The organism is Flavobacterium xanthum, from assembly GCF_900142695.1.
Taxonomy (GTDB): Bacteria; Bacteroidota; Bacteroidia; order Flavobacteriales; family Flavobacteriaceae; genus Flavobacterium; species Flavobacterium xanthum.
The window spans coordinates 1-22,872 of record NZ_FRBU01000037.1; the positions used below are offsets into that span (position 1 = coordinate 1).

Genomic DNA, 22,872 nt, shown 5'->3' on the forward strand with positions numbered 1-22,872 from the left:
GTTATTTCCGATTTTAGCCTAGAAAATAGAAATGAAAACTTAAAAAACTATCTTAAGTTTCTAAAAAAGTTGCATCGCGAATAGGTCGCAGCATATTGTTCGAGAAAACGCTTGGATGATATTTTCGTATTCCATTAACTTATCTAAGTACAGTGTATTGATCCATTTAGAATCAAATCCTGTAAGCATTTGATTGACCACTATTAATAAATCAATTTGTGCTTCTGGTGTCTTTTCAATTCTTTGATGCGGTGCTTTGTGTGCCAACCTAGCTGCAATATCTTTTTTAAATTTTGCATGCGTTGCCAAGGTAAAATCCTGTTTGTATTGTGCGTTGTAGTCTTCTATAATTTCTACCAGGCCGTCTTCTTTATATTCAGCACCTTCATTGTTATCTATATTAGGGTCAAAGAGTGCTGTGATTTTTAATGCTGGTTTTACTCTTTTTATTAATCTGTAATAATCAATCGCTTCATTTATGCTGCTGGTTGCAAAAATGCCATGAAATTTATTAGCATCACTTAATCTAAACCAATTTTCGGTTATGTCTTCAACTACTTTTTCTTTATGTATATCGTTTTGATATTGTGCTGTTGCGATGTAATCTTCAATGCCTTTTATATTTTTATCGTTACTATCGATATGTCCAGCCATTTTAACCAGCTTCATAAATTTGTTGAAAATTACTTTTTTCTTAGGGTCAGAAAGCGCTTCTTCTTCATCTGCTGCTCTAGCTTGCTCTAAGGCAACGGCTCTGCGTAAATCAAGGTCTTTGTAGGTTAATATTTTGTACGGATCAAAACCCAATACATTTTTATCTCTAATACCATCGGCAATGCTGTAACGGTGCAATTCGTCTCCAAAAACTGTAGCCGTAGTGTTTAATTTCTTTTCGTTTTCTTCTAAAATAGGTGTGCCGGTAAATCCAAAAAATATAGCTGAAGAAAACGTATTTTTGATATCGATAAGCATATCGCCAAAAGTGGAACGATGTGCTTCATCTACAATAAATACAATTCTTTTTGAATTCATTATTTCGATGTCATGTGCATTTAAGCCACCTTCTTCATCATTAATATTACTCATTTTTTGTATTGAAGTAACAATTAAGGTATTGGCAGGATCGTTACTTTTTAGTTTTGTAACTAAAACACTTGTATTTTCTGTTGCCTGTATCTCTTCTTTTTCATCCGAAAAACCTCGATATTCTTTTAAAGATTGTGTACCCAACTCAATTCTATCCATTAAAAAGATAACTTTATCCGCATCTTTAGAATTCGCAATTAATTGAGCCGACTTAAAACTCGTCATTGTTTTACCAGAACCTGTAGTATGCCATATAAAACCTCCTAATGCGTGTTTACTTTTCCAGTCTGTTTTTGCTACTTTGTCGGAAATTGCATTTGCAGCAAAATACTGATAGCTCCTCATTACTTTTAAAACCCCATCACTATCGTCTGGCACGGTATAAAAACCGATTAGCTGGTGTGCCATTGGGATAGAAATTAAAGAGGATACGATATCGTTCCAATTGTTTTTTGGTTCGTTATTGAAGTCTGCCCAATGGAAATAAAAATCTTTATTGAATTTACCATCGGGACCAGGATTAGCAAAATAAACGGTTTCCTCTGGCTGCATCGCTACAAAAACTTGAACTAATGAAAATAAACCTGTAAAAACACCCGAACGTGAATAATTTTCAATTTGATACGCTGCTTGACTTACGGCTACATTACTGTTTTTTAATTCGATATGAATTAAAGGCATTCCGTTAATCAAAAGTAGTATATCGCCACGTCTGTCGTTTAGTATTTTAGATTTGCTTTTAAACCGTGGTTGTTGTACTATTTGATACCTACTTTGTCCTGCTGCGATTTCATGCCTATCGTATATTTTTAGACTTATTTCTTTTCCAAAGTGTAATTTATCATCAGGATTGTCGCGTTTTATAGCAACCGTTTTACCGTTTATGAAGCCGTTTAGTTTTAGCGGAGTTCTTAAAGCGGTAATTTGCTCCACTATTTGTTGCATTTCACCCTCTGTTAACGGTGCATTATTTAACCGGTCAATGTCCCTGTTGTTCTCAAAAAGGATGTTAGCCCAATTTTTAAGCAAATCGGCTTCGGTTGGGTTTTTAATTACCTCATCTTCCCAACCTTTTTTGGTTAAGGCAAGTAGTAAGGCTTCTTCAAATTCAGATTCTTTGGTAAATGTCATTTTATACTTTATTAGCTCCTTAATGGATTAGTCTTGCGCAACAAACATTTTGCTAAAACAAGCTTTTTTGATGTTTTTAAGTTTTTTTAGTTGGGTTTGGTGTAGTGCTATTTGACTATTAAGGTTTTTGAAATATTCACCTATCTTTATTTGTTCATTATAAGAAGGTATTTCAATTAAAATTTCCATAACTCTATTTTTAGAAATATTATAGCGTGAAATCCCTTGAGCTAAAAATGATATTTTTGTTCTAAAATTAGTCGAACGCAGTAAATTAGATAAGAAATAACTATCAATTTTTTCACTTAATCTATAACCAAAACAAAAACTATTTAAATAAATATTCTTTTCGTTGCTAAGCCAAACCGAAGACATTCCAACTTCTTCTGGTGTTTCTGAAGATGTCGTAAAGAAAACATCACCATAATTTACTTCATTTTGAGAATTATCAATTTCGATTACATCTGTAATTTTCAAATTAGAAATAGGATTGTTGAAAACATTCATATAAGTAACAAATCGTCCTTTTCCATGACCAAAGTCAACTTTTGTTTTTCCTGACAATCCTGTGTAAGTCTGACCAATTTCGCCTAATCTCTTCTCCTCCCAATCCTCTGTAAATCCTTTAAAACGAATTTCTGGCACAACAGCTCCATTTTTAGGAAACATTTTTACAAGCATTGCTTTTTTAAGAATTATTAGCTTGTCGTATTTTTTTTGATGTAATGTAATAAGGTTGTCTAGGTTTTGGAAGAATGAGCCTATTTGTTTTTGTTCGGTTTTATCTTTTGGAAAATTAATATTTGTAGTTAATATTTTATTTGGCGATGTATGTTTTACAGTTGTACCTGAAGAAGTTAAAACAATTTGCTTTTGAAACTTTGGTGTACATAGTAATTGGAATAGAAAGTTTTTATCTACATCATAGTTAATTAACTTACCAAGTCTTTGATTATGTAGATATGTATTTTTATCGTTAGGAATTAATGCAGGAAAACCAAGAGTTTGTGCTGTAGGTGTTAAATCTGTCATTGTTAAGAAAATATCTTCAGGCTTAAAAATAAACCTGTCTGGGACTTCTCCTAAAGCATCATAAAAGTGTCCTTTTCCATATTGAAAGCCACCGCCAATATTAATATTACCAGGTGTTAATAAGATTAGATTGCTTTTTAAGTCTTGAAAAAACTTACTTTTAAACGCATAACCATTTTGTAAATCTGCTAACATGCCTAATGGTGTGTACTCCCAATCCTCCGTAAAACCTTTAAAACGAACCTCTGGGTTTTTCTTTTCATTTCTCTTATCCATGTAACAAAGCTTTAAATTCGTTTAGGCCTTTCATGTCAAATTCTTCTCCGTCAAGATCCCCAATTAGTTCCGCTAAAGAATTTTCTGCTTGGTTTATTTCGTTGGCTACATCAGAGTAGGTGGTGCTGTATTTGTCTGCTAGTGTTTGTATTTTAGTAGTAAGTTCATCAATAACGGTTGTAGGTAAGTTGTTATAGGAAGTTACCACTGGGTTTATCCATTTTAAATCTAATAATTCATAAACCTGTTCATCGCTGAGTGCTTCAATAGTTGTTTTTGTGTTGTGTTGTAGTGCAGCAAACGCTATTTTTAGTTCTTTTTTTAGTTCTTTTTCTGCTGCAATCAGTTTGTCCACTTCCAGTATTTTAGCTTCGTAAGAGTCTTTATCTACTTTAACCGTTTTATTTTTTTTATTGTCCGCTCTAATTTGTTTTGCTTCTTTTATCACTTCCGCATTTACAAAACTGTCTTTTGCATCATTGACGGTATCTTCTTCTTTTTCTTCTTCTGTAAGAGATTCTAGTATTTCCTCAAAAGTTGCCGTAATTTCTAAAAGTCGGTTTTCTTTGTGTTGCAAGCTTTCTAGTTCTTCACTTAAATAGGTTTGTTGTACCAGTTTAAAAGGCATAATACGGCCTATCCATCCGTCTTGTACTTCTGTTTCTTTACCATCTTTCTTTTTCAGCACCATCTTTGGATCCACTACTTTGGCAGCATCAAAACCTTCGGTTTGAATGATTTCTAAATCTACTTTTATCGCTTCCCATTGATTGTCTAACAATTGATAGGCATCGTATTTGTCTATTAAGGGTATGGTTTCTAATCTCTTAAAAATATCATTACCTAGTACTTCTTGTTCTTTTGATATATGAACCGTAATTATGTTCGATAAAAGTTCATTTTTTAAGAAAACAGCTAGGTCACTAAATGAAGTAGTAAAGTTTTCTACAAACGTTTTTACACTTGTATGTTCTGTTATCGCTTTATTAATGTCTTCTACTTTTAAGGCTGCATTTACTGCTGAAGTTACCGTAAACAGAGTTTCTTTTAGATTTGGAAAAGCTTTCCAATACACTTCAAGTTCGGCTATTTCGTTAACAGGAATACCGCCAAACATAGCCGCGTAAATATCCCAACTTTCATCGTTTTCAGAAGAATCTACATATCTTGGAATATTCAAATTATAATCATTTTCTCTAATGGTATCACGGTCTACCACTTTAGCAAATTTGGGTGTTGCTTGTCTGTCCCGCACAGCATCTGAAATTCTTTTGATATCTGAAGCTCTTAGTTTGTTGTTTTTACCTTCTTTAAGAAAACCTTTTGAGGCATCAATAACTAAAATATCTGTGTTTTTACGTTTTTGTTTTATTACAATAACCACCGTTGGTATTCCTGTACCAAAGAAAATTCCTGCTGGCAACCCAATAATGGCATCAATGTGGTTGGCTTCAATTAGTTTTTTACGAATAGTTCCTTCTTCACCACCACGGAACAAAACACCATGCGGCAGCACAATAGTCATTATACCATCGGGTTTTAAGTGAAATAAATCGTGTAGCAAGAAAGCAAAGTCTGCCTTTGATTTTGGAGCTAAACCAAATCGTGCATAACGAGGATCGGATTCTTTATTTGCAGGATCCCAATTTTGAGAATAGGGAGGATTTGAAACCACGGCATCCACATAAAGTGTATCGTACGAATGTGTTGCATCATTTTCATCAAAATAAGGCCAATCGTCCTCTAAGGTATCCCCATTACGAGTTACGATATTACTTGGTAAAATACCACGCATTACCAAGTTCATTCTGGTAAGGTTGTAGGTATTCTTTTTTAATTCTTGTGCAAAGTATTTAATGTTGTTTTTATCGTCTATATGTTTGGCAGCACTGTTACCGATATTTATAAGCAAAGAACCAGATCCACTTGCCGAATCGTAAATTCCAATTTCTTTTCTGTCTCTTAGATGATACGAGATAATTTCGGATAATAAAACAGAAACCTCATGTGGGGTATAAAATTCTCCCGCCTTTTTTCCTGCATTGGCTGCAAACATTCCAATAAGATACTCGTAGATAAAACCAAGCACATCATAGCCTTGATTCCCATCCATTGGAATATCTTTAATTAGGTGTATTAAATCGCTAATGGCTTTAGTTTGCTTTCCGGTAGTTTCTCCTAATTTGCTTAATCCGGTTTGTAATGTATCAAAAATACCATCAAATAATTTTTTATGCGCTGGACTAATCAAACGGTCAAAGGCAGATAATGCATCTCTAACATCAGATACGTCAAAATCTTTACCCTTACTTATCCACGTTGAAAATAAGTTGTCGTAAGCTATAAAATAGCCAACATTTTTTTTGATGTACTCTACTGTTTCTTCGTCTACTTCAGAGAGTGCTTTTATATTTTCGTCGGTAAAATCTTCTTTCTTAGTAAATTGTATTTGTTTGTCAGATAAGTATTTGTAAAAAATGAATCCTAAAATATAATCTTTATATTCATTGGCTTCAATTTTAGATCGCATTTGGTTTGCAGATTCCCAAATTTTGGAAGCAAGTTGTTGTTTATTCATGTTGATATTTGATAATGAAAATTATTTATAATCTCACTCTTATTAATTCGCACCGTTATTGCGAAAGGTAGTGCTTGTTAGTTGTCGTAAAATCATTTCCAAATCTTTTGAAAATGTTTTTTGGATTTAGCTTAGTATGTGTTTTATAACTATTTATATAGTTTTCTTAGCCATTTCAAACTCATTTTTAAAATCCAATCCAAGATGCTGTACCTGTTCTGGCATGGCTATCGCCCAAGAAACATAATAATAAGCCAATACTTGATTACCAGAAAAGCGTTTTCCGGTAATGCTGGCAATAATGTATTCTTTTTTATTGGGATCAATCCCCATAGTACCTAACATGGCTATTTCGAGTGCAGTTTGTTTTATGTCTTCTGCAGCTTTGTTTTTGAAGTACTTTAGGGCATCAACCATGAACATGACAATAGCCATATTGGTTCCCATTTCTTCCTGGTGCTTTTGGAATTTTTCCATTTCCTTTTTTTCCAAAGGATCTTCCTCTTCGTCTAAACCAAAAGGATCTTGTTGTAGCTTTGTCAGGAAATCATCGATGTTATTTTTAGTCTCGAATTTAGTTTCGCTTTCTAATTCGAAAAAAGGATCTAAACCCAGTTCTTGCGCCCAGTGTTTCACCAATTCAAATTCTTGTCCGGGTTTGCGGTCGTCTTTGATTTCTGAAAATTCTTTGTAAAAGGATTGCGCTTGTTTTAATTCGGCAGTTGAAGCTTTGAATTCCGGAATACAATCAATGCCAAATAATTCTTTGAATTGTATGGCATTTACCAAGCTGTATGTTTTGGTTTTTGAAAGTACACTTTGTGGGGCGATGTCTAAAACCCTTTCGTCCGTAACTGACTTAATTGCTTCTTGAAGCAAGTTGAACAGTGATAGGAATTGGTACGATCTTAATTCTGTATGTTCTTTGTGCAGCAAGTCTTCAATGAACACATCAATTGGTGTGTTGTAGGTTTGAAGATTTATGCCGTTAAAAACCCCATCCGTAAATTTAGTAACCATGGTTTGTTCTACTCCCATGCTTTTCAGTTTTTGAATAGTTGGTTGTATGGTTGTGAGGAAATCCTGTTTATTTTTTTGAGTAGATAAGAATACTTGGTTTAGGTTTTCTTTACGTGCCTGGATTACAAAATCTAAATGGACCAATTCGTGCATTACTAGATGTTCTACTGCAGGATAGGTGCTTTTGTATTTTACGATGTGTTTATCGCGGTTGTGTCTTTCAGCAAATTCTATTTTGGCAGCCGTTTGGATTTCGTTGTCTTCGAAAATATCAATTTCAATTCCCCCCTGATCTTCTAACTGGCTTCTGTAGGTTTTAAATAGTTTTTCACCATCGGAATCGCTTGCAATTTTATTAGCCAAGTCAAAGGCTTGTTTTAGCGCGTTTTGATAAAGTGCCTCTTCGTTAGTTGATTGTTTTATAGCTTGAATCGTACTGTAGAAAGCAGATTGTAAATCATTTTCCTTTTCGGCAATCAGTGAAAGAATGAAAGAGGTATTTGGGTAATTGTCTTTTAGCTTGATTGCTTCGTAAGCATATTTTTTAGCGTCTTCTAGTTTGTTTTCCTGCAATAGGAGGTAGGCTATGTTAGCTAAAGTGATGTGATCTGCTTTATTAGCCAATATCGCTTGGTCGTAATACTTCAAAGCTGTAGTAACATCGTTTTTGTGTCTGGCAAAAATGTTTCCCATCATCATTAGAGCCCATCCATTCGAGGAATTCCAACGTAAAGAATCGATTAAAGCATTGATGGATTCGTCCTGGTCGCCTTGCTCGGAAAGTATTTGTCCCAGAATTCTATGAAATTCTGAATTAGTAGGGTTTTTTTCGATTAATTTCTCGAGGATTGCTCTTGCTTCATCAAATTTTCCTTTGTCGCACAAGGCAACGGTTTTGTTGTAATCGGCATCTTGAGTTATAATAGTTTCGGTGTCGACGTCAATTATAACTAAATCTTCCTGCAAAGTTACCGTTGGGACAAAAGGTCCGTAGGTGTACTGTTTTTTCATTGCAGCAGTTATTACTTCCTTGTTATCAGATGTCAAGTCTGGAAATAGTGTGAAAAAGAAGTCGTTAATTTTATGAATAATTTGCATGTATACGGGACTAATATGAAAAAGTAAATCTATTAATTTTTAAACTTATAACCTATTCAAATAATGAACAGCTTACCTCAGTGTTTTTAAATTCCTAATCCACTTTTAAGCGAGAAATACAAAAATAAATATTCTGATTTGTTTTACTTTACGGTTTACCACATTTTGATGGAATTGATAGCGTATTTACGATCCATTGATTCATTCGTTTTGTAATGGATTAATATGTTTTAGTTCGTAAAATGTAAAATAACAGCGATTTTATTGCATTAACAATACCCACTTTTAGTGATATTCAATCTATTTTAAAAGAATCAAGATAGTATTGTAAACCCTGTAGTTTAATCCCGTTTTGTTCTATATCTGGAAGCTGTGCCAGTTGGACAAAACTACTATTTTGGGAAAGTGAATCTTGTATCATTTGGTTTTGTAAAATTATGTAAATGACTTGGGAAAGTGTTTTTGTATTACAAAGTAAAATGTAGTTTTTGAGAGAAATTTGGATTTCAAACTTATGCGTTTCGTGGTCATGATCTAATGCTATAAAATTCAGATTTTTTGCTTTTAAAGTGTTTTCGCGAATTATGTATGGTTTTTCCAGTTCTTCAATAACTTTATTGATTTGCTCAGTTGGCATCAGGAACGCAGTGAATTTCCAGGTTCTTAGTCTTGGTGCATTGTCGATTAAAAGGGTGACTTGTTGGAAATAGTTGGAATTTCCATTGGCTGTGACAATGAATTCTGTTTTGCTATTTTCTTTTTTTGAAAAGACAATTATAAAATCTATTTCCCTGCAGTAGTAGCTGAGATTTTTGCCTAACCAAAATAGAATTTCCTTTTGTTTTTCAGGAGATTCATTGCAACTATTTTTGATTCTTTGATTGTTGTCTTGGAACCAGTTCCAGAAGGTGTTGATTTTTTTCATTGTGTGAAAAGGTTATTTGGTTACTCGTTTAGGGTTTAAAGTTTGTTTGTTGCCGTCATTCAACTCTGCTCGAGATGACAGAGAGGGGGGGCTTTTATCGTTTGTCTTTGTCCGTTTTGTCAAAAGCGATTAAGTTGAGCATGTTTCTCAAGCGAGATCTGACTCGATTGCCGTAGGCGGTTTCTATTTCGGATGCGGAGAGGTTTGTGGTGATGTGGGTGTAGATTTTCTTAGATATAAAAATGTCGTATCTGGAGAGAATAATCTCTGCCATGACATTGCATTCGTTTCCGAAGTATTTTAGGTTCTTTTCGGTGCCTAAATCATCGAAACAGTAGTTTTTATGTTCAGCATGGGTGTTGTGTCCATGGCTGTAACGCTGAATTACTTCATATCCATCTTTGATGAACTCAAAACTAATGTCCCGGCACGTTTTCATAAAGAACTTTTTATTTGGTTGAGGTACATAGCGCATCAAAGCCATCAAAGAAGTTTTACCGCAGCCTACTGGTCCAGAAAGCAGAATTCCTTTGCTGAGGTCAATTTCAAACTGAGCTGCAGTATACTCATCATCTAGAAAATAGCAAATCAGTTTTGTGATGTTTGTCGTGTCTTGTTCTAGAAATTGAAATTTGTCTCCAAAATCCTTTTTGCCTTTTTTTTCTAACCAAGCAATTATTTCCGGATAATCGTATTTTGATGTCATAGCGTAGTGGTTAGAGGTTAGAAGTATATTTCTAATTTTAAAGAACCTGAAACAAGTTCAGGTTAAAGCGGTTCAGCGTAGTTTTTGTCGGTTTCTATATGGAGATTATAGGCTCTCGTTTGCTCTTTTACTGGGACGTTTTGTGGCATTTTAGCATTGAATTTACTGGTGTTTAACATCCAATTTCGTGCAGCTGCTTTCCAATCTTTCATTTTTGTTTTCCCGCCAATGAGCCAGCCGTTGCTGGAGTAATAATTAAAAAAGCGTTCTGCTTCAAACTCGGAATATTCTTGAAACTTGAAATACTCTTTGGTCAATTCCAATGATGGGTTCTGCACTTCGTTTGAAGTGACAGCTTTAACCTTTTCTTTTTTGGCGCAACTTTTTTTCTTTTGGTTTTTTTCCTGATTTTCTAAAATTAAATTATCATCTAAAATTTCAAACTCGGGTGTTCTCTCTATATTGTTTATATTGTTTTTATATGTTTTATTATTATATATATAGAGCTGACCATTAACCTGTTCAATGACTTGTTCGTTTTTTGATACGGTCAAATTTTGAACAGGTTCATTTTTTGGTATGGGTAGCTGTTCCGTTTTTGACATGGTTTTTACCTCATCAGAGAAGTTTATCATGTTTACATTTGAGCTTGAATGAGGATTAAATGTTGGGTTATACTCGATAAAACCGAGGATTTGCAATTCTCGCATGCATTTATGATAGGTAGCTTTTGAATTTATTTTACTGGATTTCATAATTTCTTCGCGTGAAATACCTGTTGGATTTTTGAACCGGTTCACGTTCCAACATTGGAATAGGGCTAAATAGAGCGAAATGTGGGTGGGGTTGAGGTTTTTTTCATTGTTTATTTTGTTGAAAAAACCAGTTAGGTGTTTGATGTAATTCATTCGAAGTTAGAAGTTAAGAGTTAAAGGTTGGTAGGGAACTAAAACAATTTATGATGATACTAATTATTGCTATTTGAAAAGAGTAGGTAGGGCTTGTACTTTGTTTACCTCTAATAGTTTTTCGATATCCGTATAGGAATAATATAGTATGCCACCTACTTTGGTATAGGAAAGCGTTCCATTGATACGAAGGTTTTGGAGGGTTCCGTTTGAAAGATTCAGTAGTTTGCGAACTTCAATAGATCTTAGCCACTTTTTGGGCCTTGCACTAGTTTGGGATTCTACTATTTTTTTGATTTCTTGAAGAAGGTCAATTTTGAATGTTTCAAAATCTTCTGTAGTAATGATTGATGCAGCCATTTGTAAATGATATATTTAGTTCGTTTTATATAAAAAGATTTCAGTCTTTTTTTCTTTTACAAAATTGATTGCTTTAATTCGTTTTCTTTCCCTATACACTTCGTAGTACTGAAGTAATTTAACATTTCATCACCCCTCCCGATGCTTCGGGACTCACCGAGGGAGAGCGAGAAAGAACTGCATTAAATTATAACTAGGTAAGTAAAATCTCTTATAGATCAATTGCTAAGGATGAATATGTATTATACTTTAAGGGGATTTTTACTTTCAAGAGCAGCATTAATTTTTATAAACATAAAATGATTTTTGGATTATCATTATCCAGTCTGAAGGAGTGAGTTGGCTATAGTTGGTAAAATAGTATGAAATGGCACTAAAAGACAACAGCACTATTCCCGTGAGGTGGGCTATAGTGCTGTTTTTATGTTAATTTTTCTCGTAGTTACGAGTAGGTTCCGATTTTTCAGGATTCGTCTTCTTTGTTAATTTTATGCTGTAAATTCAGCATCAATTCTTCTAGAAATCTTGTTTTACTGTTTTTACGGCCTTTAATTTCGGAATAGGTTTTGTAGATATTATCTAATTTGATATTAAAAAAATCTTCGAAAGAGGACGTTATGGTATTGATGTCTGCAGCACCATTATTTAGGGAACCATTAGAGTATAGCGCATAAATTAGTTCCGTAATCGCTGTTTTAGGAGCTGTCCAGACCAATACTTTGTGTTTCTTTTCCTCAAACATCATTTCATTACCGGCGTTGAGTTTTTGCATTGCTTCGCGGATGTAATGAATAAACCGGTTCATCGCTTTTACTTTAGCCCAGAGCATGTCGTGTGAAGTTGAGAATTCCGGGTATTGGTAATAATCAGTCATCGGTGTAAAAGGGAAATTATTTCGATGGTTTCTTGTAAAAAACTGATGGTCCAGATAGGTATATCCTTGTTCCATGTAATGCACAAAATCGACGTTGCGATAAAAGAATTTATTTATTTTCCGCATTTCTTTTTCCAAAAATTCAATTTGGTACGCTCTTCCAGTTTTGGGTTTTCGTAATTCACAAGAATGAACTTCGGTGAAATAGATGAGGTAACTCATTGGTAGTGGTTTTGTGTTTTTAAAAAAATCAATTTCGCATGAAACCGTTTCAAAATCTTTTTGGTCTACTTTTTCTTTTATGTTCGAGAGTGTTTCATTGCATAAATTAATTCCCAAACTCGATTTTTTATGATGATTTTCAGGACTATTAATTATTGATTTGAGTTTTTCATCAAATTCTTCTACATTAATTTTAAACATGTTGTTTTTTTAGTTTTATCCTCTCCCCAGCCCTCTCCGAAGGAGAGGGAGTAAAGATTGGATTGTTTTTATATTTCTAAATGGTACTTTTATTTTGTTAAGTTAAACCTGTATGGGTTAGAATTTTTTAATTATAAAATGGTTCTCGATACATTTTTTGCTCCATTCCATTGCGCAAAATCCCGAAGTGTCGGGACGAATTGAGATTAGAGTTAAGTACCTGAATGTGTTTTGTCTTCGTTTTGCAGTGTGCCCATCAATTCCATTGAAAAATTATCTCTTGCTTGAATGTAGGCTACTTTTGGAATTATTGTAGCTCCCAGTTTTTTCTTTTCAAAAGTGGCTGAGAAACCAAAATCGATTTTTTTAAAGGCAAGTTCTTTTGCTCGTTTGATTGCCTGATACAAGAGTTGTCGATAGATTTGGAATTCTCTTGCGTAGGCATAGTCCATTCCAATGAGTGAGGGAACATAGGTATGTCCCATGTTTTTATAACAAAAAAGTACCCCGACCACTCTATTTTCATCTTGCTCCTCTTCTTTCTTTTTGAGATAAAGCAGTATAAATTCCCAGCTGGGATGATTTGTCATCTCACTGAAGACATTTTCTGGGTAAGTGAATGTATTAATTGCGAGATTATTGCCTTTCACATTTTTATACAATTGATAGACCTGCTGTGTTTCTATCGCTGTTAGCTCCTTTTTTATGACAATATCAAAAGCCTGTTCAAAAGGCAATACTTCTTCTGCGAAATGACGTTTGGATCGGGAGGAAAGCGTATTGGAAAATTCATTCATATTATCCCATTCTAGATTTTTAACGACACAGGAATCAGGCATGTTTATTTTTATGTAGCCTTGATTGTGAAATATGCGATTCAATTGTATGTCTTCATCAAAATCTCGAAGGACTAGCATGTCTGCATTTAATTTATGGTATAGTGTTTCGGCTTGTTCCAGTAAGAGCATTATAGCCTCTTCTGCCAAGGGATGTGTTTTGTTGATAAAACAATGGTTTCCTTCAGTGAATAGACAACCCATAGACAGCACTTTTGAAGTGAGGTATAATGGGTTTTGTTTCCTTGTTTCCTCTAACTGTAGCGATATGGACTCTGCTGCCAACATATCATCTTTCCAGAGACCATGAGTGAAAAAGGTGGCTACTATTGGAATATTGTTTTTGTCTTTGATTAGATAATAATGAAAGTCCCAATTGTTCTCAGCGCAATCTGAATTTGTAAAAGCATTTTCCAAGTAACATAATCCTTCCCAGTCGAACGTGCTCTGTTTTCCTAAAAGTGGATCCCAAATATTCTTGTCGATATTTTTTATGGACGTTTCATAGTTGAGTAACAGTGATGATTCATTAGTTTCTTTCTCTTGCTGATGGTTTGTTTCATTTAAACCAAAAGCGCTACGTATTTTATGTAAGCTGTTCGCTGTTTCTGCTAATGCCAGCGGTAAGAGTTTCTCCATTGCCTCTACCAATGCTTTTATTTCTTCTTTTTGATTGTGTCTAGAAAGGGTGATGCGAATCCCTGTGTTTTTAACAGGAACAGCGGGGTATATTGCGGGATTTACAAAGAAACCTTCATGGAATAGATTCTGGACTAATTTATAAGTAGTTATAGGCATCGCCGTTCCAAGAAAAAATACCGGTGAGTTGTTTTGGACTATTATCGGCAAAGAAGTTTTAGAAAGTAATTCATTAAAATAATCTATTTTTTCTTCCAATTCCGTTTGTAAAATAGTAATTTCTGGAGAGAGGTGGATATCTGCAGAAGCTATTGCTGCAGCGACCGATGCCGGTTCCAATTGTGCGGAGAAAGTTAGCGGTCCACCAAAGTTTTTAATTTTTTCGCGTAACCGTTCGTCTGAACAGATGAAAGTGGCTCCACTGGCTCCAAATGTTTTGCTTAATGTTCCCATAATCATTACATTTTCTGGTATCTCTTTTAGGACGCTTAGCACATAGCCTGTTCCATTTTTTCCTTTCCAACTCATACCGTGTACATCATCAAAATAGAGATGCAATTGTGGATACTTTTTGCTTAATTCCATTAGCTCAGCAATAGGTGCATAATCTCCGAACATGGAGTATACCCCGTCAGCCATGTACCAAATTTTATTACATTTTGAAGAAAGTTGTTTTATTTTGTGTTCTAACATATCCATATTGCTGTGTCTGATCATTTCGACAGGAATGCCTCTTAATTTGAGTAATTGGCAGGCATTTTGAACGCTCCAATGTACTTGATGATCGAGAATTACTCCATCTTCATCTCTAACGGCTGTTGGAATTACAGCCATATGTCCGAGGGTGCTATTCTTAGTTATAATAGGAGGTATACCATACATTGTCTCAATTTTTGCTTCTAATGCTGCATATAAGGGATTTGATATATACGATTTGGACAATGGAAATTGTGTGCCGTATTTTTGTATTGCTTCGATAGCAGCTTCTTTTAGTCGGCTATCTTGTTCCAATCCAAGGTAGCCAGTAGTACCAAAATGGAACATTTCTTTGCCTTTTATTTGAATTGTTCTGCCGTTTAAATATTCATCCTCTGCATAAAGATGTAAAACGCCTTCTTTTTTTGCTCCAGCGAATATTTCATCAACGGTGTCAATAAAATTGTTGTGTTTGATTTTTGCCATTATTTTTTTTTTTTGGTTGTTATTGAAAATTGTATTCTAAAAGTCATTATAAAAAACGAAAGTATTTTTACGTTGTAATTGAATACTCCCGATATGACAAGTAATATTCCCGATATGACAACAAAACACTTAAAATGCAACAAATAATCCCAAATTAACAAGTGTTTTATTTAGAAATGTTTCTATTTTTGTTAAATTATAACTTTGTAAATGCATAAAACATGATTGCAGCCCATGATTTTTATGAGAATGCCTATGCCCAATTTTGGATAGTCGATGGTATTCTCTTTTTTAAGTATAAGCCTAAAACCGTTATTGATTTTAAAGCTGCTCAACTTGTCGTGACAGATAGGATACACTTTCAAAGAGAAAGAACTTTCCCTGTTTTATGTGATATACGAGGTGTTGTAGACACTGACAAAGCCGGCAGAGACTATTTGGCACAATCTGGGTCTGTATTGACTTGTGCTGTGGGTCTAATTGTAGATGAGAAAGTATTGTTGACTATAAGCAGTTTTTATTTACAGTTTAGTAAACCTTCTGTGCCCACTCAAATTTTTACAACTGAAGCTCCTGCTTTAAATTATTTGAAAAGTTTTATTAATGCGAAGGGATTAGTAATTAGTCCTTAGTATTTAGTGAAAGTAGACAGTACTCAGTAAACAGAAGGTAATTAATAGAAAAAGGACATCATTATAATTAGTATGGATAGACCAGATAATCAAGAGCGACTCGTTACGATGCATCAAATGCTGTTTGAGATGGCGCGTGGTAATTTTAATAGTCGTATTCCTCTAAGTTCGTACGATGACGAATTGGAAACCCTAGTTGTTTTAATCAATATGGTTGCAGAGGAAATGAAGGAATCCATTTTTCATTCTGGTTTTATTAATACCCATAGTACCCATGAATTTATTACTCAAACCACTTTAATACTGGATGAAAATTACTGTATTAAAAGTTTTACTCCAGAAATTATTCCTTTTTTAGGTTATTCTGAAAATGAATTGATTCATCAGCCCTTAGCTACTATTATCACCACTACTTCATTAGAACATATCCAAAAACTACTTGATGTTGGTGTTTCGCTACCTACAATTGTAGCTGTAGATTTTACTACCAAAGCGAGTTTGTCTGTTACTGTTTCTTGTAGTGTTGGAAAATTGATTAATCGTTCTGAAATCATATTGAATCTTGTTACTCCTGTAAAGCCTGATTTATATTATCCAATGGTGAGCGAAAGTGAAAATGAAAAACAAATTAAAACGAGAAAGGTTGATGCTTTTTTAATTCAGAAACTGTATGATTATATCTTAGCCCATCTTGAAGAACCGCTTCCTTCACTACAACTTCTTGCTCGTAAATTTGGCACTAACGAGCATAAGTTGAAAGATGGTTTTCGTCATTTTTTTAAAACAAGTATTTATAAATTTTATAGTCATGCCCGTTTGAAAAGAGCTTACTTTATGATCGAACATACAGCAATACCGTTAAAAAATATTTCTGTTATGAATGGTTTTAATAATTATCCTAATTTTTCAAAATCCTTTAAGAAATATTTTGGTTTTTCTCCCTATGAATTGAAGCGAAATGAAGTCGATTTCACACCTCCTGAGGAAGTCTAAATTTTTTCCATTTAACGTTTATCCGTTTTAGCCAACTATTGCTCCCAAAAAGACAAGTGTTATTGTTTTGAAATTCAGAATTTTACGTTGTAGAATTTAAACTATAACGCTATGAGACTGAATACTAGATTGCAAAACGTGCTTTTAGAGCTTATCTGTCTGCTCTATATCTTATTGTTTGTTTATGCGGCGGTAAGTAAACTTTTGGATTTTGAAAACTTTCAGGTACAACTGGGACAATCTCCATTGCTAAGTGCTTTTGCAGGATGGGTATCCTGGGGAGTTCCAATTGTAGAGCTCGTCATAGCCTTACTTTTACTTGTTCCAAGATTTCGTCTTGTGGGTCTTTTTGCTGCTTTTAGTTTGATGGTTATGTTTACGACCTATATCATTATCATTTTAAATTTCAGTTCTTTTATTCCTTGTTCCTGTGGTGGGATTTTGGAGAAGATGGGCTGGAGCGAACACTTGGTATTCAATATCTTTTTTGCAATGCTTGCTATTTTGGGACTATCGTTAGCTGGGCAACAAGGCAACAATTGGATAGGAAGAATGAAGCCATTATCCCATTTTGCAACTATTTTTTTTACTCTGCTATTCAGCGGAGGATCAATCATTGTCTTATTTCTTTCCTCGGAAGAGATTATGCATCATGAAAATCCATTTATTAGACGCTATCCACAACACCCTATAGCATTAACACATTCGGTTGATTTAAAATTCAATTCTTATTATTTTGCGGGCTATACCAATGATAGAATCTATCTCGGTAATTATACTGATCCTTTGCATGTCTTACACATGGATACCACTTTACAGCATCGACAAACATTAAAAATAGCGTTTGATCGCACAGATATCCCATTCCGGATGGCAAAAGTTTTAATAAGAGAGCCTTATTTCTATTTGATGGATGGGACTGTACCTTGTATTTTTAGAGGCAATATTCATAATTGGAAAGCCAGTATAGAGTTAAAGAACAGCCCCTACTTTACTCTAGCGGAACCCATAGATAGTAGCACGATAGCATTTAGAAACAATAGAGGTGAAAAAGGGGAGCATGTTCTGGGTGTTTTTACCTCTAATAGAGTATCCAAAGTGCATTATACCCCACAACTTTTACAAAAACAAATCGATGGGATTTTCGATACAGATGGTACACTCCAATATAGTAAAGAACTCAGCAGTATGGTGTATGTCTATTTTTATCGCAACCAGTTTATTGTAGCTGATAAAAATGCAACACTTGACTATCGAGGCAAAACAATAGATACTATAGCACACGCTAAAATTAAAGTTGCGTATCTCAAAGGGCAAACGGTACGAAAAATGACGGCGCCGCCTCTCACAGTTAATGCTCATACAGCCGTTTGCAATAATCTGCTTTTCGTACATTCCAAAGTACCTGGGCGTTATGAAAATAATACACTGTGGAAACAAGCCTCTATTATTGATGTATATGACCTTAATAAAAATGTTTATGTTATGAGTTTCCCTGTATATAAAATTGATAATAAAGAACTTCATTCTCTATTTGTTACTTCTACCCATTTGTATGCTTTAATAGGTACGGATCTTGTAATTTATGAATTGAAAGCTATGCTGAAAAACGAAACAAAAAGTGTAGCTAGGAAAAAATCCTGATGCACACAAAATATACCGGCCAGTATCAGGAAAAAGATTGAACACCTGTAGAAAATAGTAGATCAAGTTTAATTTAATATTTAGAATTATGAAAAAGACATTTTTAAAAAAGATGATGCCCTTCGCAGTTGTAGTGATGGGGATTTCAGGAGCCTTTTTGACCACTTCGATGCAAAGTGATTCGAATAGTGCCGCACCTCGTATGGGATACATTAATGGCGCTCAAGGTGCTTGTAGTGTATCAGTGAATTGTAGTGACATTCCTGGGCAAGTTTGCCGTGCCAATGGAACTACAGGGACACAGGCTTTTGGTAAAGACAGTCAAAATAACTGTGTAGAGCTTCTTTATCGTCCGTAAAAAGTAATTTTTTCGGATAATCAAAAGGCAATGCAGTTCTCTAGCAGAACTGCATTGTTTTTTTGAATTCACTATCATTTTATCCCTTCACTAATCCATAAAGGAGGTAGCTCGTCCTTTAGATAATAGTCAAACCATTGTTGCACTCTTTCAAAAAGATCTTTTTGATTCGTTTGGTTTAGAATGGCATGTTTTTCTGCTGGATATAGGAGCAGTATTTGCTTTTTGTTTAACCTACGTAATGCCAGATAGAATGCTACACTTTGATGCCAATCGACATGCTTGTCTTCTTTTCCCGACCATAAAAGAACAGCTGTACTAATTTTATCAGCAGCAACAACGGGGGAATTACGATTATACGCTTGTGGATCTTCAAACGGAGATTTCTCGATGCGCCATTCCTCAGCTCCGAATCGCCACATATCTGGTTTTCCTGTATCCCAACCCACGGTCAGGTAAAAACTATTAATATCAGTAACCGCGGCTCCAGCTACTGCAGCGGCAAATATTCCGGTTTGAGAAATAGTAAAAGCCGTTTCATAACCGCCGAAAGAATGTCCTATCAGACCAATTTTATTTGGTTTTACCAATCCCCGCGAAATAATTTCCTTTGTGGCCTCCACTATGCAGTCGGCCGCAGCAATACCGGGATTTTCAATTTCCAGCTGAATATCAGGATACAAAACAAAGAAGCCTTGTGTTGTAAAAGCGGTGGCATTGAAGCCATCCTCTGTAAATTGTGTAGGATTGACATATTTATGAAGTTCGTTGGACTGCTTCTCGTAAACATGTACAATCATGGGATACTTTTTTCGAGGATTATAAGCTGCAGGGTAGAATAGAACTCCTTTTAAACCAATATTTTTTGAATTGCGGTATTCTATTAATTCTGATTTTCCCCAAGTGTATTTTTCTTGCTGTGGATTGCTTTGAAAAAGTAATTTTGCGTCAACAGCATCTTTTTTAAACATCAGTCGGGGCGAACAATCAAAACGCTGTTCTTGATAGATAAATGTCCCTTCTTTTTGGGAATAGGTAAATTGGTCAATATATTGGGATCCATACACAAGGGACTTTTCTCCATAACCGTTTTTCCATTTAAAATAACCAGACTGTCCGTCGTGCCCCTCTGCCCTTAAAATTAGCTCTTTTTCCAAATTGATTGCACTGCTTTTCCAACCATCAAAATTTTCTTTTAACCTTTTGTTGGTGGCCTTTTCCGATAGCCTGAACTGAATCTGTTTTTCTCGGCCATTTGTTAATTTTCTATAAGAACTTCCATCAGGTGTTATTGCCCATATATCATATTGATCATAAATCAGTATTTCGCTATCATTGGCACTCCAGCCAGGGTTTCCGTAGGCTGAATCCTTATACAGTTTATGTACTTTTCCTTTGAACTGCCCTGCTGTATTTACGGTTACATTTGTGTGTGTCATCGCTGCTATGTCATAAACCCACCAATCGTTTTCTCTAAAGTAGGCGATGTATTTCCCAGCAGGAGAAGGTAACAGGTCCGAATAAAAACTTGAATGTTTCTGGAGTAAAAGATTTTTGTTACCCGTGGCAAGATCAACAATGTAAAAATCACGAGGGCCTTCGTAATCAAATTGAGGTTCGTAATCTTTTGGGTTCGATAGAATGGCATACTGCTGATTTCCGTTAAGCATCACTTCGGGAAGTTCTGTTGTTGAAATGGGAGTAAAACGGTGTTCCATGGGATACCAGACGGCAAGATGGGCATATTCTTGAAATTGCCCCCATTTTTGCTGCATGGGATAAATCCATTTGGCATTGCCGTTCCACAATTCTACATCAGAAGCTGTTATAGTTTGTTTAGATTCAGGATTTGATTTGATGGCAAAAAACACCTTTTGCAAATCGTCTGAAATTGCTAATTTGTAGCTTGAATTGGTTACTATAGCCGCATCTTCTGGAAAATTTGATTGTGTTTTAGGATCCAAATGGTGTACTATTTTGTTGTCGAGCCTGTAATAAAAAACACCATTAATGGTAGTAGAAGTAGCTGGACGGCTAAAGAAAGTAAGTGCTTTTCCCGATTCGTGCCATGAAAAATCATGGAAGCTCTCCTCACGATTTTCTAAAATCCATGATTGATGGCGCACTTTTTCAAGGCTAAAAATCCCTACTGAATTTTTGTTATTTTTATTTACCGAGTAGACTAGTTCTGTTGAGGACGGGCTTATTGCAAAATTATTTACTCCGTTGATTTTCTTGATTGTTGAGCCTTCAGGTGTTCGGATCAATAAAGTACTTTTCCCTGCGAATGAAGTAATAAGAAGCACTAGTTTACTTGCATCAGCAGAAAAGGAGTATTGGGTAACATTGGCTATAGTTTCCCGCTTTCCGGTTTTTAAATTTACAAGTCTTACTTCTTGATTAACCTGACAGGCAAACCAATTATTGGCAGCGAAAGTAGTATTGTTTCCTGCGGGAAAGGTGTAGGTTTTTAGGGATGCTGTATTTCTAACAAACAAGGTGTCTACGCCACTTTCATAACCCACTCTATAACTGGCCCATTTACCATTAGGGGCTATTTTATCTAATTGTAGTTCACCCCATAAATGATAGTCGGAGGGAGTTAGTTGTTTTTTTTGCACCACCTGCCCCCATAAGGGGCAGGCTACTACTGGCAAAATAAATAATAAAAATGAAATTAATTGTAAGCGTAACATAGCAATAGCAACTCTTTTGGCTCTATTTATTTTATAGTTTTTTGATACCATCATCATCATCTTTAATATCCAGGATTTTGTGGACGTAGGTTAGGATTTGCACTTAATTCACTTTGTGGCAGCGGGAAAAGGATATCCGTACTATTCCATCCAGGTTTTATGCCCGATAAAGTATTGTTAATTTTGCCATAGCGTTTCAAATCAAAAAAGCGATGCCCATACTCCGTAAAAAATTCCCATCTCCTTTCCTGATTTATGGCATCAAGTATTTCCTGTTGCGATACAGCATTAGTATCGTTTAGTGCCGCGCGATTCCTGATTTTGTTGAGGTCCTCTTTAGCGCCGATAAGGTCACCCTGTTGTGCTCGTGCTTCTGCTCTGATGAGGTATTGCTCTGTAAGGCGAAGGATGATAGAATACTCTTGTGAGGAAGGGGTGAAATTGAATTCCTTGTATTTATAGGCATGGTGCCAAGTTGTCGTTCCGTCAGTCACAGCCGCGATCCAATGGGTTTTGCGTAGGTCGTTAGACGTAAAGGAATTGACTAGGTTCTCGTTTAAGGCTACTAAAGGAGGAGGGCCAGAAAAGAAGATAAAGGTAGCTGCTTCATCCGTATTTTTACCCGATGTCGCAGACATGAATTGCCAAATGGTTTCTTTGCTCTCTTTCAAGAAGACTTTGTCTAGATCAGCTTCCCAAACATATAAGTCTGTTTTGTTTAGTACAGCAGAAGCGGCATTCGCGGCGTCAGCCCACTTCCCTTGATACAAATAGGCTCTTGCCAATACGGCTTTTGGAGCATATTTATTAGGTCGTATTCTGTCAGTATTGGAATAGCCTTCTGGTAGTCGGTTTACTGAGGCTCCCAAATCGGCTATAATAAGCTGATAGACTTCATCGCTAGGCATTCGGCTTACGACACTGTTGTTTCTGTAATCGGTAGTTGTGATATAGGGAATATCCCCGAATAGATTCACCAGATAGAAATGAAGCAATGCCCGTATAAAAAGAGCTTCTCCTTCCAAATGTTTTTTGTCGTTGGCAGTAAGGGTAGTTGATGCCCTAATACCTTCAATTATTGCATTTGTCGCATATATTTGATTGTAGGTTGTGTTCCAAAATGAAGCTACAGCAGTATTGGACGGTAATAGTACATTATTATGGAAATCTAATGTTGGATCAGCAGGCGCACCACAGCAGGTAATTTCATCTGTATAGCTGCCAAGCTGGTTTGAAACGCCATAGGCAGTTCCTGTTAAAAGTCCCTTGTCTCTAATATTCGAATAGATGTCTGAAAGAGCAGCATTTGCAGTGGCGACATCTTGAAAAACGGTTGTGCTGGTTAGTTGTGCCTTAGGAAGATCCACTTCAACAAAAGAATCACAGGAATTAATGCTCATTGCCAAACTCAAAAAGAAGGTTAATAGCATGGGACGAGAGGTCAAAATGGTTTGAATTGATATCGTTTTCATTTT

The 22,872-nt window shown here is 35.3% G+C and carries 16 protein-coding genes; 4 read left to right on the forward strand and 12 right to left on the reverse strand.

What is annotated here, in order from left to right; genetic code table 11:
- Nucleotides 1-60: 60 nt before the first annotated feature.
- The 10 genes from BUC11_RS13320 to BUC11_RS13370 form a co-directional block, all read right to left on the reverse strand.
- The gene (locus BUC11_RS13320; protein ID WP_084129660.1) at nt 61-2,217 is read right to left on the reverse strand and encodes a type I restriction endonuclease subunit R; all 2,157 of its coding nucleotides are present in this window, start codon (nt 2,215-2,217) and stop codon (nt 61-63) included.
- A gap of 27 nt (nt 2,218-2,244) precedes the next feature.
- Nucleotides 2,245-3,525, reverse strand: coding sequence for a restriction endonuclease subunit S (locus tag BUC11_RS13325; protein ID WP_073354842.1), 1,281 nt, complete (start codon nt 3,523-3,525; stop codon nt 2,245-2,247).
- Nucleotides 3,518-6,103, reverse strand: a complete 2,586-nt coding sequence (locus BUC11_RS13330) for a type I restriction-modification system subunit M (protein ID WP_073354844.1) — start codon at nt 6,101-6,103, stop codon at nt 3,518-3,520. The genes BUC11_RS13325 and BUC11_RS13330 overlap by 8 nt, the downstream gene beginning before the upstream one ends.
- Before the next feature lie 153 nt (nt 6,104-6,256).
- Nucleotides 6,257-8,221, reverse strand: coding sequence for a tetratricopeptide repeat protein (locus BUC11_RS16650; RefSeq protein ID WP_084129662.1), 1,965 nt, complete (start codon nt 8,219-8,221; stop codon nt 6,257-6,259).
- Between the two features lie 295 nt (nt 8,222-8,516).
- Nucleotides 8,517-9,146 carry a hypothetical protein gene (locus BUC11_RS13345; protein WP_073354845.1) on the reverse strand — a complete coding sequence of 210 codons (630 nt, stop codon included), beginning with the start codon at nt 9,144-9,146 and terminating at the stop codon, nt 8,517-8,519.
- A gap of 94 nt (nt 9,147-9,240) precedes the next feature.
- Complete coding sequence (locus BUC11_RS13350) at nt 9,241-9,852, reverse strand: P-loop NTPase family protein (protein WP_073354847.1); 612 nt, start codon at nt 9,850-9,852, stop codon at nt 9,241-9,243.
- Nucleotides 9,853-9,914: 62 nt separating this feature from the next.
- On the reverse strand, nt 9,915-10,760 hold the full coding sequence (locus BUC11_RS13355; protein ID WP_073354849.1) for a hypothetical protein: 846 nt from the start codon (nt 10,758-10,760) through the stop codon (nt 9,915-9,917).
- A 69-nt stretch (nt 10,761-10,829) separates the two neighbouring features.
- Nucleotides 10,830-11,120, reverse strand: a complete 291-nt coding sequence (locus BUC11_RS13360; protein ID WP_073354850.1) for a helix-turn-helix domain-containing protein — start codon at nt 11,118-11,120, stop codon at nt 10,830-10,832.
- Between the two features lie 463 nt (nt 11,121-11,583).
- Nucleotides 11,584-12,417: an RteC domain-containing protein gene (locus BUC11_RS13365; RefSeq protein ID WP_073354855.1), complete on the reverse strand. Its 834-nt coding sequence runs from the start codon at nt 12,415-12,417 to the stop codon at nt 11,584-11,586.
- Between the two features lie 212 nt (nt 12,418-12,629).
- Entirely contained in the window at nt 12,630-15,074 is a 2,445-nt protein-coding gene (locus BUC11_RS13370) for an aminotransferase class I/II-fold pyridoxal phosphate-dependent enzyme (RefSeq protein WP_073354857.1), read from the reverse strand.
- 221 nt (nt 15,075-15,295) lie between these two features.
- Between BUC11_RS13370 and BUC11_RS13375 the strand changes: the two genes are divergently transcribed.
- The 4 genes from BUC11_RS13375 (at nt 15,296) to BUC11_RS13390 (ending at nt 18,701) form a co-directional block, all read left to right on the forward strand.
- Complete coding sequence (locus tag BUC11_RS13375; protein ID WP_073354859.1) at nt 15,296-15,706, forward strand: DUF7793 family protein; 411 nt, start codon at nt 15,296-15,298, stop codon at nt 15,704-15,706.
- A gap of 72 nt (nt 15,707-15,778) precedes the next feature.
- Nucleotides 15,779-16,699, forward strand: coding sequence for a helix-turn-helix domain-containing protein (locus BUC11_RS13380; RefSeq protein ID WP_084129664.1), 921 nt, complete (start codon nt 15,779-15,781; stop codon nt 16,697-16,699).
- A 111-nt stretch (nt 16,700-16,810) separates the two neighbouring features.
- Nucleotides 16,811-18,343, forward strand: a complete 1,533-nt coding sequence (locus BUC11_RS13385; protein WP_073354863.1) for a MauE/DoxX family redox-associated membrane protein — start codon at nt 16,811-16,813, stop codon at nt 18,341-18,343.
- Nucleotides 18,344-18,431: 88 nt separating this feature from the next.
- Nucleotides 18,432-18,701 carry a DUF6520 family protein gene (locus BUC11_RS13390; RefSeq protein WP_073354865.1) on the forward strand — a complete coding sequence of 90 codons (270 nt, stop codon included), beginning with the start codon at nt 18,432-18,434 and terminating at the stop codon, nt 18,699-18,701.
- A gap of 74 nt (nt 18,702-18,775) precedes the next feature.
- Here the strand turns inward: BUC11_RS13390 and BUC11_RS13395 are convergent, their stop codons facing one another.
- Entirely contained in the window at nt 18,776-21,448 is a 2,673-nt protein-coding gene (locus BUC11_RS13395) for a S9 family peptidase (RefSeq protein WP_175547760.1), read from the reverse strand.
- 11 nt (nt 21,449-21,459) lie between these two features.
- Nucleotides 21,460-22,869, reverse strand: a complete 1,410-nt coding sequence (locus tag BUC11_RS13400; protein WP_073354869.1) for a RagB/SusD family nutrient uptake outer membrane protein — start codon at nt 22,867-22,869, stop codon at nt 21,460-21,462.
- Nucleotides 22,870-22,872 lie beyond the last annotated feature (3 nt).

Bases quoted from the DNA above. Each gene is read 5' to 3' on its own strand.
- BUC11_RS13320 (WP_084129660.1), bottom strand. From the start codon at position 2,217: ATGACATTTACCAAAGAATCTGAATTTGAAGAAGCCTTACTACTTGCC.
- BUC11_RS13325 (WP_073354842.1), bottom strand. From the start codon at position 3,525: ATGGATAAGAGAAATGAAAAGAAAAACCCAGAGGTTCGTTTTAAAGGT.
- BUC11_RS13330 (WP_073354844.1), bottom strand. From the start codon at position 6,103: ATGAATAAACAACAACTTGCTTCCAAAATTTGGGAATCTGCAAACCAA.
- BUC11_RS16650 (WP_084129662.1), bottom strand. From the start codon at position 8,221: ATGCAAATTATTCATAAAATTAACGACTTCTTTTTCACACTATTTCCA.
- BUC11_RS13345 (WP_073354845.1), bottom strand. From the start codon at position 9,146: ATGAAAAAAATCAACACCTTCTGGAACTGGTTCCAAGACAACAATCAA.
- BUC11_RS13350 (WP_073354847.1), bottom strand. From the start codon at position 9,852: ATGACATCAAAATACGATTATCCGGAAATAATTGCTTGGTTAGAAAAA.
- BUC11_RS13355 (WP_073354849.1), bottom strand. From the start codon at position 10,760: ATGAATTACATCAAACACCTAACTGGTTTTTTCAACAAAATAAACAAT.
- BUC11_RS13360 (WP_073354850.1), bottom strand. From the start codon at position 11,120: ATGGCTGCATCAATCATTACTACAGAAGATTTTGAAACATTCAAAATT.
- BUC11_RS13365 (WP_073354855.1), bottom strand. From the start codon at position 12,417: ATGTTTAAAATTAATGTAGAAGAATTTGATGAAAAACTCAAATCAATA.
- BUC11_RS13370 (WP_073354857.1), bottom strand. From the start codon at position 15,074: ATGGCAAAAATCAAACACAACAATTTTATTGACACCGTTGATGAAATA.
- BUC11_RS13375 (WP_073354859.1), top strand. From the start codon at position 15,296: ATGATTGCAGCCCATGATTTTTATGAGAATGCCTATGCCCAATTTTGG.
- BUC11_RS13380 (WP_084129664.1), top strand. From the start codon at position 15,779: ATGGATAGACCAGATAATCAAGAGCGACTCGTTACGATGCATCAAATG.
- BUC11_RS13385 (WP_073354863.1), top strand. From the start codon at position 16,811: ATGAGACTGAATACTAGATTGCAAAACGTGCTTTTAGAGCTTATCTGT.
- BUC11_RS13390 (WP_073354865.1), top strand. From the start codon at position 18,432: ATGAAAAAGACATTTTTAAAAAAGATGATGCCCTTCGCAGTTGTAGTG.
- BUC11_RS13395 (WP_175547760.1), bottom strand. From the start codon at position 21,448: ATGGTATCAAAAAACTATAAAATAAATAGAGCCAAAAGAGTTGCTATT.
- BUC11_RS13400 (WP_073354869.1), bottom strand. From the start codon at position 22,869: ATGAAAACGATATCAATTCAAACCATTTTGACCTCTCGTCCCATGCTA.